Below are 14,725 nucleotides of genomic sequence, written 5' to 3' on the forward strand. Positions count from 1 at the left end.
GCCGCAGGGCGCAGTGGGAGGTGTCCGCATCCGGACGCGAACTTACGGCTGCGGACACCAGCTCGCCGCCGCATCTCGCCTAAGCTGCTGAAAATATTGGACAGCACAGTGGTGCGATACGTGCAGATAATGAGGGCGGACGTGTGTGCCTGCCGGCTGCGGTCCCATCGCATATATCGTATGAGGTCCAAGAGACGATGCAGAACATCCTGAGTGATCTTCGTTATGCGCTGCGCCAGCTGCGCCGCGCTCCTGTCTTTGCCCTGACTGCGGTGTTGACCCTGGCGTTGGGCATTGGGGCCAATACGGCGATCTTCTCGCTGCTCGACCAGGCGCTGCTGCGCTCGCTGCCGGTCTACAAGCCGGAGCAGCTCGTCTATCTGCAGGGCACAGGCAAGGCGTGGAACGGCCATAGCAGCTCGCATGGCGGCGGCATCGAGTCGTACTTCTCCTACCCCATGTACCGCGACCTGCGCGACAAGGATGCCGCCTTCGATTCGCTCGTCGCGACCTCGAAGACCGATGTGACCCTCACGCGCAATGGAGCCTCGGAGTTTGCCGCGGCTGAGATCGTCAGCGGAAACTACTTCACCACGCTCGGCATCGCGCCCGCCCTGGGCCGCTTCTTCACCCAGGCCGACGACCGGCAGAAGGACGCCACGCCCGTCATCGTCCTCAGCTACGACTACTGGCAGAAGCACCTCAGCGGCGACCCCTCGGTCGTCAACGACACCCTCTCACTCAACGGGCATCCCTTCAAGGTCATCGGCATCGCCGGCCCTCGCTTTCACAGTGCCGTCTGGGGCGAGACGCCTGCGCTCTTTGTGCCGATGGCCATGCTGGGCCAGGTCATCCCCGGGCAGGATCGCCGCCTCACCGACCACACCGACCGCTGGATGAACATCATCGGCCGCATGAAGGACGGCGTCACCACCAAGCAGGCCGAGACCATGAGCGCGCCGCTCTGGCACGCCCTCCGCGCCGATGAGCTGAAGGCGCTCGGCACGCAATCCAGGCGCTTCACCGACGAGTTCCTCACCAACAGCCATCTCCTGGTGCAGCCTGCGGCGCGCGGCTTCTCCTACAACCGCGGGGACTACCAGACGCCGCTGCTGGTCATCATGGGCATGGCCGCGCTGGTGCTGTTGATCGCCGTCGTCAACGTGGCCAGTCTGCTGCTGGTGCGGTCGGCGACGCGGGTGCGCGAGTTCTCGCTGCGCGCCGCTCTGGGTGCGCGTTCGCTGCGCATCGTGCAGCAGCTGTTGCTCGAAGGCCTGCTGATCGGCGTCGGCGGAGGCATCCTTGGCGTCGTGCTTGCGCCGCTGGCGATGCGGGTGCTGGTGCAGCGCATCGCGGGCGACGGTGCGCCCTTCAACTCGACCATGGACGCACGTCTGCTCCTCTTCAACTTCGCCGTCGCGCTCGGTGTCAGCGTGCTCTTCAGCCTCGCCCCCGCGCTGCAGATGATGCGCCCGAACCTGATGCTGAGCCTGCGCGCACAGGGCGCAAGTGCGACGGGTGGCCATCTCAACTTCCGCCGCATCGTCGTCGGTGTGCAGATCGGCCTGAGCCTGCTCCTGCTGGTCGGCGCAGGCCTCTTCGTGCGTACCATCCAGCAGCTGCGCACCTTTGATGTGGGCTTCCGCACCGACCATACCGTCACCTTCGGGCTGGCGCCGCGCCTGGTGGGATACGACGTCAGCCGCATTCCCGCGATGCGCGAGCGCATGATCGAAGCCCTCGGGGCCATGCCCGGGGTAGAGAGTGTCGGCGCGACGAACAGCCCGCTGCTGGGGCAGTCCGCGCACTCCGGCAACGTCAGCTTCGCCGGGTACAAGGCCGCGCCGGAAGAAGACATCAACATCATCAAGACCAACGTCAGCTCCGGCTTCTTTACCACCATGAGCGTCCCTATGCTCTACGGCCGCGCCTTCACGCCGCAGGACGACACCGCGCATCCCAAGGTCGCCATCGTGAACGAGGCGCTGGCCAAGCGCTACTTCGGCAGCGCCGGCAAGGCGCTCGGCCAGAGACTGGTCGACGGCGATCCCAAGAATCCGACATACGATACCGAGATCGTCGGCGTGACCCGCGACATCATCTATGCCGACCTGCGCGACGAGGTCAAGCCCTCGATGTACTCCCCGCTGAAACAGGCAACCGGGCTTGATGTCGACCGCTCGCTTTATTTCTATGTGCGGACGCAGATGGCTCCTACCGCGGTGTTCGCGAACATTCGCCGCACGGTGGCGCAGGTCGATCCTCTGCTGGCACTCGACGACCTGCGGACGATGGACGATCAACTCAACAACGACCTGCAGAACGAGCGCATGATCGCCTTCCTCGCCGTCACCTTCGGCGTACTCGCAACACTGCTCGCAGGCGTCGGACTCTACGGCGTAATGGCCTACACCACCGGCCAGCGCACGCGCGAGATCGGCATCCGCATGGCGCTCGGCTCGTCGCGCTGGGCCGTGGGCAGGCTGGTCTTCCTCGATGTGATCAAGCTCGCAAGCGCGGGCGTCATCGTCGGCGTGCCGCTGGCCATCGCCCTCTCGCGCCTGCTCAAGAGCCAGCTCTTCCAGGTCTCGACGGCCGACCCGCTCGTGCTGACCGTGGCGGTCGCGCTCGTCACGCTGGTTGCCGTCGCCTCCGCACTGCTGCCCGCGCGCAAGGCCGCCAGCGTCGAGCCGAGCGAGGTCCTGCGCGCCGAATAGCTATGCACCGCTGCTCGGCGATACAGCATAGCGATTCGACCGTACAGCATAGCTGCTCGCGATGCCGCGCGCAGTTAGTTGTGTCTCGGCGTCGCGACTCGTGTTGCCGCGAAGCGACTCGTGTTGTCGCGTAGCGACTCGTGCGGCGGCATCGCTACTCGTGTCGCAGCGCCACCATCGGATCGGTAGCCGCGGCCCGCATACTCGGCACCAGGCACGCCGCCAGCGTCGCCAGTGCGAGCAACGCAGGCACCGCCACAAATGTCACCGGGTCCAGCGCCGGAACGCCATACAGGAAGCCGCGCAGCATGCGGCTGAAGAAGACCGCACCCGCAATCCCGAGGCACAGCCCCGCCACCAGCAGCGAAAGCCCCTCACGCAGCACCAGCCGCATGATGCCACTTCGCGATGACCCCAGCGCCATGCGCAGCCCGATCTCTCCCGTTCTCTGCCGCACCGAATACGCCAGCAGCCCATAGACCCCAACGACCGCAAGAAACAGCGCCGTCGACGAGAAGACCGTCAGCAGCGTCGTCTGAAAACGCCTCGGCGCGTTGGCATGTTCCGTCAACTCGCTCATCACGTGAACGTCGGAGACCACAACCGCAGGATCCATCGAGCGCACGGTTGCCAGCAGGTCCGCAATGGCCACATCCTTTGCCATCGTCGAGCGCACGACGAGAAATGCGCCACGTAACGGTGGGTTCCCGGTCTGAAAGAAGGCATCGTAGACCTGCGGGGCAGCCGCCACTTCCGTGTTCATGTTGCGCGTGTCCGCGACCACGCCCACGACGGTCGACCATGGACGATTGCTCTCATAGCGGAGATGGCGTCCAATGGGATCGCCGCCAGCTAGAAACCGCTTCGCGAAGACCTCGTTCACCATCACCACATGGCTCGTGCTCTGCGACTTCTCCTCCGGAGTAAAGTTGCGGCCTCTCAGGATAGGCGTCTGCATCGCGGTCAGATAGTTTGGCGTGATCGATCGCGTCTCCACCAGCTGACTCTTGCGGTTCGCATAGCCCTCTACCTCCAGCGTATTCATGCTCTCGGAGTTCGTCAGCGGCAGAAAATTCACGAGTCCCGCAGCGTACACACCGTGTCGTGCCTGGACTCTCTCAAGCAGATCGGCATAGAACGCATCGTTCTTCTCAGCCGTGTCATAGGCAGGTGTCAGACTCACATTCATCCCGATCGTCGCCGGGGAAAACCCTGTGTCTACAGAGAGCACATTCAGATAGCTGCGTACAAACAGTCCCGCACCGGTGAGCAGTACCACCACCAGCGCCACCTGTGCGGTGACCAACGTCTTTCTCAGTCCGCGACGATCGGCTACCAGCCCACGCGTCCCTGCGCTCGAAAGAAACTCCGCCACGTTGATGCGTGTCGCCGTCAGCGCCGGAAGAGCCCCGAAGGCTACGCTTGTCGCGATGCTCACCAGTACAAGAAATGCCAACGCGCGACCGTCCAGTGCGACCGCATTCATGTCTGGAATGTCGCCAGGGTTCAGCCGCAGCAGCACGCGAATGAACAATGATGCCAGAGCAATACCCACAGCACCCGCCGCCGCTCCCAGCAGCAGCGACTCCGTCAGCATCTGCCGTATCAGGCGTCCTCGCCGCGCACCCAGCGTAGCGCGAACGCCAAGCTCATGCCTGCGGCTGGCTGCGCGGGCCAGCAGAAGGTTAGCCGCATTGCCGCACGCGATCAGCAGGACGAAGCCTACAGCTCCCAGCAGCAGCGACATCAGCGGACGCACTTGTCCCAGCACCTGTACGTTCATTGGCTTCACCAGCGCGGTCATTCCTTTGAAGAGGAAGCCTTTGTGCAGCGGCTCCAGCCGCGCGACGATGGCAGACATCTCCGCCTGCGCCTCGCTGATGGTGACTCCGGGCTTCAGCCGTGCCATCGCGTTAATGCTTGTCTGCTCGCGGTCGGCGCGCTGCGCTGCCGTCAGCGTATAGGGAACCCATACCTGCGTCGCCTCAATGCGCCCATCGCCATACGGAAGATCGGTGTGATGCGGATAGCCGAAATCCCGCGGCATTACGGCCGCGATGCTGTAACGGGTGTCGTTCAGCGTGATGGTGCGATGCAGCACATCGGCTGCTCCGCCGTACAGCGACTGCCACAGGCTGTAACTAAGGATGACCGCGTGATCGTTGCCCGGCTGCTGGTCTTCCTCGTTGAAGACGCGCCCCATCAGCGGCGCAGTCTCCAGCGTATGAAAGAAGCTCGCATCCACCTTGGCAACGCCGATGCGCTGCGCCTTCCCGTCCATCATCAGGTTCATCGTCTTCTGATCGAACATCGTCATCGACGAAAAGCTGTGCGCCTGCTGTCGTATGTCGAAAAAGTCCGCGTTGCTCGGCCCCAGAGCCTCCGGCGGAAGCTCCTTGAGACGCGGGTTCGGCATGTAGAGATACACCAGCCTGCTGGCATCGCCGTACGGCAGCGAGCGCAGCATCACCGCGTTCACCAGCGAGAAGATCGCCGTGCACGCCCCGATGCCGAGAGCCAGCGTCAGCACCGTCACCAGCGTGAAGGCAGGCTGCCGTCGCAGCGAACGCACACCGTAGCGAAGGTCCTGCATCAGATCGTCCACCAGCGCCGTGCCGCGCGATTCGTACGCCGCCTCGGTCGCTGCGTTCACGTCGCCGAACTCCGCGCGCGCCGCCCTCTGTGCCTGCTCCGGCGACAGGCCGCGGGCGATGTGGCGATCCGCCAGCGTCTGCAGATGAAACTGCAATTCCTCGCTGAGCTCCTCGTTCGCGGTGTCTCTTTGCCGCAGCGAACGCAACCGACGTTGAATGCTCTCCAGCAGGCGCAATGGCAACCTCGTTTCTTAAACCGAACGCAAAACTCCGTGGACCGCGGAGGAGAGCCGCTCCCAGCTCTTCTCCTCCGTCTTCAGGCGGGCGTGTCCCGCCCTGGTCAGCGAATAAAACTTGGCGCGGCGGTTATTCTCCGACTCGCCCCACTCCGCCTTCACCCACGCCTGGTGCTCCAGCCGGTGCAGCGCCGGATACAGCGCGCTCTGATTCACGCGCAGCACATCCTCCGAGAGCTGGCGCACACGGTCGGCGATGGCGAGGCCATGCATCGGCCCCGGCGTCAGGACCTTCAGGATCAGCAGGTCCAGCGTTCCCTGCAGCAGCTCGTTGGAGCGGCTCATGCTCTCACCTCAATCATTGATGCATCAGTCATTGAGGGGAAGCATACCCAGAATCGCCTTTCATGACAAGTTCAACCTCGACAAGTTGAGTCCAGACAAGCCAGATCGCCAGATCGAAAGCTGCCCACCATACTGTTTCTGGCAGTCCGGAAAGGTGCCCGCAAAAAAGATGGCGCGCCCCCTGAGGAGAGCCGCGCCATGATGTCTTCGTTTGTCGGCCTGATTGCCGGTTTACACGTGGGTTGCATCGCAGCCAGGGTGGCCGCACTGACATGTGATGTCGGTCGTTCCCTTGGTCGCTTCACAGGCCGTGCTGCAGTAGGCCTCGCCGTTCTTGCTCATGCAGCCGAACTCAGCAACAGTGGCAAACCTCTCTCGAGTCTGCTACTTGCGGCTGCGCCTTGCTGAAGCAAACGGAGGCGGATAGGGTGCCTTCGGCTTCACCGCATCGCTTGGCTCGTTGTTCACCATCGCCGGGCGGTGCTCCGCGACTGCCTTTGCGATGGCATACTTCAGCGGCTCGATGCCCTCGCCGGTGACGGCGGAGATCAGGTGGAGCGGCATCTTGCGGCGCTTGGCGTAGGTGGTCAGCTTCTTCAGCTTGTCCGGGTTGGCGACGTCGGCCTTGGACGCGACGAGGATCGTCGGCCGCTTGGGCAGCTCGGGATCGAAGCTCGCCAGCTCGGCCGTGATGACCTTGAAGTCGTCGACAGGGTCCAGGCGTCCCGAGCCGTCCGAGATATCGATCAGGTGCACGATAACGCTGGTACGCTCGATGTGTTTCAGAAACTGGATGCCGAGGCCCGCGCCGGAGTGCGCGCCCTCGATCAGGCCCGGCAGATCGGCGATCGTGAACGACTGCTCGTGCGGAAAGTCGCCGACCTTGACGACGCCGAGGTTGGGTTCGAGCGTAGTGAACGCATAGTTGGCGATCTTCGGCCGGGCAGCGGAGAGCCGCGAGATCAGCGTCGATTTGCCGACGTTGGGATAGCCCACCAGACCGGCATCGGCCAGCAGGCGCAGCTCCAGACGCAGATTGCGCTCTTCGCCCGATCTGCCCAGCTCGTGTTCGCGCGGAGCCTGGTGCGTGGAGGTGGCAAAGTGCTGGTTGCCGCGACCTCCGCGTCCGCCGCGCGCAACGATGATCGTCTGATCGGGCTGCGTAAAGTCGTGCAGCAGCTCTCCCGTGTCCTGGTCGTACACCAGCGTTCCCACGGGAACCCGCAGGTGCATCGGCTCGCCGGAGTGGCCCGACATGTTCGATCCCATGCCATGTTCGCCGCGCTCCGATTTGTGCTCCGGATTGAAGCGAAAGTGCACTAAAGTGTTGTGGCTCAACGAAGAAGTCATCAGGATGTCGCCACCATGACCACCGTCGCCGCCGGAGGGACCGCCGCGTGGAACGAACTTCTCTCGGCGAAAGGCCATGCAGCCGTTGCCACCATCCCCGGCCTTCAGCCGGATCTTTGCTTCGTCTATGAACATTTTTTTACATACTCATTCTACAGTCCGGCGATACACTAAGCCCATCAGCAAAGACTGTTCGCTTGATGCGGTGCGTTTTGGTCCTCTTTTTCAGGGGCTTCCGGCGCCGCAGACAACATGCTTCGAACCGGAGATTCGTATCCGAGTTTGAGCCGTACCCTTCCGATAAAGGGTTCCATCGCGGCCTGTTCGCGGTGATGCAGTCAGCTATACGACCACGCAAAAGATGTATGCGGAACCAAACAAGCTCGCGGCTTCGCGCGCCTGTTCTTTTTTTCAGGAGACCAAAGAGGATGATGAATCACTTCAGGAAATTTGTGCTTGTCACAATGCTGTGCGGCGGAGCCTGCCTCTCCGCAATGGCGCAGTCGCCCACGCAAGGTGCCATCGTCGGCACCGTGACCGACGATTCCGATGCCGCCATTCCCAACGCGAGGGTCGTCATCCATAACGACGCCACCAACGCAGATCAGGTCCTGACCACCGATGCCTCCGGCCTCTTCCGCGCTCCGCAGCTCAATCCCGGCACCTACACCGTTACAATCACGCAGCAGGGCTTCTCCGAGCGCCGCGAGAACGGTGTTGTTGTGCAGGTCTCGAACGTCACCTCGCTGACACCGCACCTCAAGACCGGTGATGTCTCGCAGACCGTCGAGGTCACCGCAGACGTTCCCGTCCTCAAGTTCGATTCGCCCGACTTCGGCGGCCATCTCTCCAATACCGAGATCGAAAACATCCCGATCAACAATCGTCGCTGGTCCTCGCTCGCTCTTGTAACCCCCGGTGTTACAAATGACGCCAGCGGATTCGGCCTGATCAGCTTTCGCGCCACCAGCTCGATCCTGAACAACGTGCAGATCGACGGTACCGACGACAACCAGGCCTTCTTCGGCGAAGAGCGCGGACGCACCCGCGCCGGCTACTCCACCTCGCAGGTCGCCGTTCGCGAGTTCCAGGTGCTCACCGGCGTCTACTCGGCAGAGTACGGTCGCGCCGTCGGCGGCGTCGTCAACTCCGTCACCAAGAGCGGCGGCAACCAGCTCCACGGAGAGATCTACTACTATCGCCGCGACGACTTCCTCTCCTCCATCAACCCCAAGGTCGCGCTCACCAACTTCGATCCCGCCACGGGAACGACCACCACGATACCCTACCGTCCCAAGGACAAGCGCAACCAGTACGGCTTTGGCGTGGGTGGTCCCATCATCAAGGACAAGCTCTTCTGGTTCTACGCGTGGGATCAGTTCCGCCGTAACTTCCCCGGCACGGCCGTCGCCAACAACCCCGGCACCTTCTATGCCACGCCCAGTGCAACGGTCGCCGGCCAGCTCGCGACCGCGCTCGGCGTCACCAGCACCGTCGCCGCGCAGCGTTACAACTCCGCGCTCGCCGATCTCGCCACCGATCTCGGCAGCGTTCCCCGCTTCGGCAACCAGGACATCAACACTCCCAAGCTCGACTGGCAGATCACGCCGAAGCACCACGCCAGCTTCCTCTATCACCGCCTGCGCTGGGACTCACCGGGAGGCGTGCAGACGCAGGCTTCGAATGGCTATGCGCGCGACAGCTTCGGCACCGACTTCGTCAAGCTCGACTACGGCGTCGCCAAGCTTGACTCGCTGATCAACGATCACCTGACCAACACCATTCGCTACATGTACGGTCGCGAGCTCAACGACGAAGGCCAGCAGCCCTACACCGACTACACGGTGAATCACCTGACGGGAGCCACCGGCATCGTCCCGGCGATCGCGCTCAACACATCCAATGGCTTCTACGCCGGATCGCAGTACTACAGCTACCGCACCTCCTACCCGGATGAGCGCAAGTGGCAGATCGGCGACACCGCCTCCTACATCTTCCGCAAGCACAACATCCGCTTCGGCGTGGATGTGATGCACAGCTACGACGTCTTCGACAATCTCTACCAGAGCAACGGTTCGTACTTCTACGGTACGATCGCCAACTACATCGCCGACATTCTCAAGCCCTCCGGCGCCTGCTCCGCGTCCACCGGCTCGACGCCCACCATCGGCGGGGGATCGCTGGGCTGCTACAGCAACATCGCCCAGGGCTTTGGCCGCTCCAAGTTCGACCTGGCCACCAACGACTACGCCTTCTTCGTGCAGGACGACTGGAAGCTGACCCCCACCCTCACGCTGAACCTCGGCGCCCGTTACGACTACGAGCAGCTGCCCTCGCCTTACTCCTTCGCGGCGACGGCTCCCCAGACGCTCAATCACCCCTCCGACAAGAACAACATCGCTCCGCGCATCGGCTTCGCCTACGATCCCTTCGGTAAGGGCAAGACGGTCGTTCGCGGCGGATTCGGCCTCTACTACGGCCGCAACCCGAACGGCCTGTTGCTGAACACCTACGTCACGACCGGTTCGGCTGCGGCGCAGTCTTCCGTCACGTACTACAACAACACGCTGGACAGCAACGGCAATACCATCAAGCTACCGAACGTGCTGGCCATAGCTCCGAATGTCGCCGCGGCGCCGTCCAACATCGCGTACCTGGACAAGAACCTGCAGAACCCGTACAGCGAGCAGTTCGACCTCACCATCCAGCAGGATCTTGGCATGGGTCATGTGCTCTCGGTCGCTTACCTGGGGTCGATGGGACGTGAGCTGCCCAACTTCATCAACACCAACCTGGACCCGACCAAGACCTACACCCAGACCTACACCGTCGCCGCCGTCAACGGCTCCTGCGGATACCTCGCCTGCGGTACGACGTTGACCAACAAGGTCTACGCCAACCGTTACCTCACCAGCACCAGCGGTGCAACCGCCTACAACACACTCAACAAGAACTTCAATGCCATCTCGGGTGTCGTCAGCAACATCAACTCCAGCTACAACGCGCTCTCGGTGGACATCACCAATCGCAACTCCAGGCGCATCAGCTACGACGTCAACTACACCTGGGCGCATGCTCTGGACTTCAACCAGACTTCGGTGACGGCACCTACCGCCAACAACTGGTTCGATCCTTACGGCAACCAGCGCGCCAACTACTCCAACTCATCGCTCAACATCCGTCACCGCGTCGTAGGCTGGGCGATTCTGAACATCCCCGGGCTCAGCGGACAGAGCCTGCTGAACTATGTCACCAATGGCTGGTCGCTGAAGCCGCTGGTCCAGGTGCAGAGCGGCCTGCCCTACTCCGTCAGCGTCAGCAACTCGGGCGGCAACCAGTGCGCTCAGATCAACTGCCTCGTCCCCTACTCCTCCGGTCTGGGCGGCACGGGCGTCAGCTACATTCCCCAGGTTGGTCGTAACAACCTGTACGCTCCGCGCAACATCGTCTTCGACGCTCGTCTGCAGAAAGACTTCAAGCTCCACGAGAAGTACGACCTGCAGCTGATCGCCGAGGGCTTCAACCTGGCAAACCACCAGAACATCACCGGCATCAACTCGACGGCGTACACGCTGTCGGGAACGGTCCTCACCCCCCAGACCAACTTCGGAACACCGTCGTCGTCGGGTGTGAACAGCAACTATGCCTACCAGGTGCGTCAGTTCCAGTTCGGCGCCCGCATCATGTTCTAAACACTTCCTTGTTTCAAACCTTGATGGGCGGTGGCTTCGGCTGCCGCCCTTTTTTCTTGCCTTGATTCCTCCCCCGCACCGCCGCTTTTCTATTCCGCCGGACTCCGCTAAGCTGCAGCTATCTTCTCCAGCGTTCCCAGAGTTGCTTCTGGCCTGTCCCAGGTTGCTTCCGGACAGTTCAGAGCGCAGCCGGCGCTCGCCTGGAGAAGGTCGGTCCCACGCGCAACCTTCGTGGTCGAGCAGAGCAGTTTACCGACAGAGATGTGTTTGCGGAGTGGTCATGTTCAAGGGAGTTCCCCGCTCATGGCGTGGTGTGGCCGTCGGCCGGCGTGTGCGCGTGTGCGCCGCACAGGCATGGATCTGCCTCCTGCTGGCTGCCTCGTGCAGCAGCCTGCAGGCGCAGGTGCCGGTCGAAGGCGCGCTGCGCGGCACAGCGTTCGATCAGGCCTCCGCCGTCGTGGCCCACGCGCAGGTCACCGTCACCGATCCCTCCCGCGCCCTCCTCTTCCATACGCTGTGCGATGCTCGCGGAGGCTTCTCCTTCGCGCATCTCCCCGCAGGCAGCTATCGTGTCGTGCTCCAGGCGCAGGGCTTCGCGCCGCAGATCGTCGATCGCATCATCGTGCAGGGTGGTGGCGCCGCCGAGCTCTCCATCCGGCTGCGCATCGCCGCGGGCCAGGAGACGATCACCGTGCAGGACGATGCCGCCTCGGTCGATGAGCCCGCAGGCGCTGCCGTCTCCAGCGTAGTGAGCACCGGCGAAATCGACCAGCTTCCCGTCGACGGCCGCCGCTGGCAGAGCTTCGCGCTGCTGGCCCCGGCGATCGACATGGCCGGCGGAGACGGCGGATCGCCGCTTTTGAGCGCCCGCGGACTCGCCGTCACCCAGAACAGCTCCACGCTCGACGGTCTTGCCGACGACAACGGCTTCCACGGCGTGGCTCGCGGCGCGCAGAGCCCCGATGACTCCGCGCGCAGCGACGACGCCGACGTAACCCCCGGAGCCGAGCGCGGAGGGGCGCAGCGCGGCTCCGGTTCGTGGCGGCGCTCCGGCGCGGCCTACAGCTTTCCGCAGGCAGCCGTGCGGGAGTTTCGCGTCAGCACGCAGAACGGCTCCGCGCTGTACGGTCACGGCGCGGGAGCAACCATCAGGCCACGCTCTCGCGCAGCGGCACAGATACGTTGCACGGCACCGCCTTCTACCTCGCGCGAACCGATGCGCTATCGGCGACCGATCCCTTCGCCGTGGCGACCACCTATCGCGATGGCGCCATCGCCAGCAGCACCGTAAAGCCGCACGACCTGCGGCAGCAATTCGGCGGCACGCTGGGAGGCGCCGCCGTGCGCGACCGTTTGTTCTACTTCTATGCCTTCGACGGCCAGCAGCGCGGCTTTGCCGGGATCTCCTCGCCGGGAGACCCGGCCTTCTACAGCCTCAGCGCAATGCAGCGCGCCCTGCTGGCAAACCGCGGCGTCAGCGCAGCGAAGATCAATGCCGCGCTCAACTATCTCGACAGCCTCACCGGCAGGGTCGATCGCCGCGACGACCAGACCATCCACTTCCTCAAGCTCGACTGGCAGGCAGCGAAGCGGCATCGCCTCAGCGTGCAGTACAACCGCCTGCGCTCGGCAGTGCCTGCGGGTCTGCGCGGCGCGCCCGTGGTCGATCGTGGCGTCGCCAGCCTCGGCAGCGGAGAGACGAAGACCGACAGCATCGCAGGCCGCTGGACGTGGGCGATCTCCCCGCACCTGTTCAACGAGCTGCGTTTGGCCCATGGCCGCGATCTCGAATTCGAGCAGCCGCAGACGCCCCTGCCGCAGGAGCCCGCCATCGGCCCCGGAGGCTTCGCGCCGGAGATCGCCATCGCGCCCGACGGCTTCAGCTTCGGCACGCCCGCAGGCGTAGGCCGCCAGGCCTATCCCGACGAGCAGCGCACGCAGCTCATCGAGACCGCGGCGTGGAGCTTCGGCCATCACCTCCTGCAGCTCGGCGTCGAAGGCAGCACAGCGCACGATGAGGTCAGCGCGCTCAGCAACACCGTCGGCACCTTCCGCTACGACAGCGGTACGACCAACGGTCGTGCGGGTGGGCTCGTCGACTGGATCACCGACTACACCTTCAACGTCAGCGCCTACCCCAACGGCGGCTGTCCCACCATCTACGCGGCGGTGCACCTCTTCTGCTTCGAGTCCTTCACGCAGAGCTTCGGCCGGCAGAGCGTCGCATGGACCACGCGCGATGTCGCGGGCTTCGTGCAGGAGACCTGGCGCCCGCGCGCCACCCTCAGCATCAGCGCCGGTCTGCGTTACGAGTACGAGCTGCTGCCCCTGCCGCAGCAGCCTGACGCCGCGCTCGACGCCGCCTTCTCCGATCGCGCCGCCACCAGCATCTTTCCCGAGGATCGCAACAACTTCGGGCCGCGCCTGGGCGTGGCGTGGTCGCCCTTCGGCCGGCGCGGCGGCGTCATCCGTCTCGGCTATGGCGTCTACTACGGCCGCGTCACCGGGGCCACGGTGCGCAGCGCCCTGGTGAACACGGCGCTTCCCGCCTCGTCGCTGCACATCCGCATCACGCCCCAGGCGGTGACGGCCTGCCCGCAGATGCCCACCCAGGGCTTCGGCTACGTCTGCTCCTACCTTGCGACACCGCCTGCCGCCGTTGCCTCCACAACCTCGGCCACCGTCTTCAGCCGCCGGTTCCGCACGCCGATGGTGCAGCAGGGATCGCTCGCGCTCGAACACAGCCTCGGCGGCGGCATCGTCGCCTCGGCGAGCTACCTGATCAACCTCGACCGCCAGCTGCAGGGCTCGGTCGATCTCAACATCGCGCCCGCCACCCAGACGATGACCTATCGGCTCGTCGGCGGTACAGGCCGCACCGGTGTGCGCAACGGCGAGCAGTTCGTGCTGCCCGTCTACACCTCGCGTCTCGTCAGCAACTTCGGTCCCGTCACAGCCATCACCTCCGGCGTCGGCGCCAGCTACCACGCGCTCGTGTTGGAGGCGACGCGCCGCAGCCGCGCCGGGCTTGAGTTCCGTGCATCATGGACGTGGTCCAAGGCCATCGACGAGGCGCAGAGCGCAGGCGGCTCGCCCGCCGTCAACGCGCAGCTCGATCCCTTCAACCTGCGTTACGACAAGGGTCTCTCGCGGCTCAACTTTCCCCACAAGGCGGTGGTCAGCGCCGTCTGGTCGCCGCGCGTGGCCGGGGGCGACAGCCTGCTGCTGCGCCGCGCCTTCAACGGTTGGACGGCATCGGCCATCTTCTACGAGACCGCGGGCAGGCCCTACAGCTACGAGATCTCCGGCGGCGACAATCTCTCCGGCGGCCACAGCACCATCAACAACGCAGGCGGCGCCATCTACCTGCCCACCGTCGGTCGCGACACGCTGCGCCTGCCCGATACCGCGCGGCTCGACCTGCGCATCGCGCGCGTGGTGCACCTCTCGGAGCGCGTCGCCCTGCACGCCACCGTGGAGGCCTTCAACCTCTTCAATCGCGTCAACCTCACCGGCGTGGAGCAGCGCGCCTTTCTCACCGGCACAGCCTCGGCCGGCGTCATGCCGCTGATCTACCAGGACGCGGCGACGGTTGCTGCCGAGGGGCTGAACACACGTCCCTTCGGCACTTACACCGCGGCGGGCACCAGCAACACACGCGAGCGCCAGCTGCAGCTCGGCCTGCGGATGGAGTTCTAAGCCAACCCTCCACTTACGGCAGTAAAATCGCCGGGACGGCAATCGCGGATGCGGTTGCGGAGCCCGTGACGGCCTCCGGGCAGGTTGCCGGG

Annotated in this window: 7 protein-coding genes; 4 read left to right on the top strand and 3 right to left on the bottom strand. The window is 64.3% G+C overall.

Going from position 1 to position 14,725, the window contains the following annotated elements:
* Window positions 1-197 precede the first annotated feature (197 nt).
* Entirely contained in the window at window positions 198-2,717 is a 2,520-nt protein-coding gene (locus PW789_RS09035) for an ABC transporter permease (protein ID WP_299374664.1), read from the top strand.
* Between the two features lie 154 nt (window positions 2,718-2,871).
* On the opposite strand, the gene PW789_RS09040 is transcribed toward PW789_RS09035, so the two are convergent.
* The 3 genes from PW789_RS09040 to obgE all read right to left on the bottom strand — a co-directional run bounded on the left by PW789_RS09040 (window position 2,872) and on the right by obgE (window position 7,377).
* Window positions 2,872-5,553 (bottom strand): ADOP family duplicated permease, encoded by a 2,682-nt coding sequence (locus PW789_RS09040; RefSeq protein ID WP_367182518.1) that lies wholly within the window; start codon window positions 5,551-5,553, stop codon window positions 2,872-2,874.
* 9 nt (window positions 5,554-5,562) lie between these two features.
* On the bottom strand, window positions 5,563-5,892 hold the full coding sequence (locus PW789_RS09045) for a PadR family transcriptional regulator (protein ID WP_299374668.1): 330 nt from the start codon (window positions 5,890-5,892) through the stop codon (window positions 5,563-5,565).
* 384 nt (window positions 5,893-6,276) lie between these two features.
* Window positions 6,277-7,377, bottom strand: coding sequence for a GTPase ObgE (gene obgE / locus PW789_RS09050; RefSeq protein ID WP_299374671.1), 1,101 nt, complete (start codon window positions 7,375-7,377; stop codon window positions 6,277-6,279).
* Between the two features lie 293 nt (window positions 7,378-7,670).
* Here obgE and PW789_RS09055 point away from each other — a divergent pair, with 293 nt between their 5' ends.
* The 3 genes from PW789_RS09055 (at window position 7,671) to PW789_RS09065 (ending at window position 14,633) form a co-directional block, all read left to right on the top strand.
* Window positions 7,671-10,934 carry a TonB-dependent receptor gene (locus tag PW789_RS09055; protein WP_299374674.1) on the top strand — a complete coding sequence of 1,088 codons (3,264 nt, stop codon included), beginning with the start codon at window positions 7,671-7,673 and terminating at the stop codon, window positions 10,932-10,934.
* A 280-nt stretch (window positions 10,935-11,214) separates the two neighbouring features.
* Window positions 11,215-12,225 (top strand): carboxypeptidase-like regulatory domain-containing protein, encoded by a 1,011-nt coding sequence (locus PW789_RS09060; RefSeq protein ID WP_299374676.1) that lies wholly within the window; start codon window positions 11,215-11,217, stop codon window positions 12,223-12,225.
* The gene (locus PW789_RS09065; protein WP_299374678.1) at window positions 12,117-14,633 is read left to right on the top strand and encodes a TonB-dependent receptor; all 2,517 of its coding nucleotides are present in this window, start codon (window positions 12,117-12,119) and stop codon (window positions 14,631-14,633) included. The genes PW789_RS09060 and PW789_RS09065 overlap by 109 nt, the downstream gene beginning before the upstream one ends.
* Window positions 14,634-14,725 lie beyond the last annotated feature (92 nt).

This window comes from Edaphobacter sp., from assembly GCF_028283685.1.
Classification (GTDB): domain Bacteria; phylum Acidobacteriota; class Terriglobia; order Terriglobales; family Acidobacteriaceae; genus Edaphobacter.

Excerpts from the sequence above, each read along its gene's own strand:
- PW789_RS09035 (WP_299374664.1), top strand. The coding sequence starts at position 198 with ATGCAGAACATCCTGAGTGATCTTCGTTATGCGCTGCGCCAGCTGCGC.
- PW789_RS09045 (WP_299374668.1), bottom strand. The coding sequence starts at position 5,892 with ATGAGCCGCTCCAACGAGCTGCTGCAGGGAACGCTGGACCTGCTGATC.
- obgE (WP_299374671.1), bottom strand. The coding sequence starts at position 7,377 with ATGTTCATAGACGAAGCAAAGATCCGGCTGAAGGCCGGGGATGGTGGC.
- PW789_RS09055 (WP_299374674.1), top strand. The coding sequence starts at position 7,671 with ATGATGAATCACTTCAGGAAATTTGTGCTTGTCACAATGCTGTGCGGC.
- PW789_RS09060 (WP_299374676.1), top strand. The coding sequence starts at position 11,215 with ATGTTCAAGGGAGTTCCCCGCTCATGGCGTGGTGTGGCCGTCGGCCGG.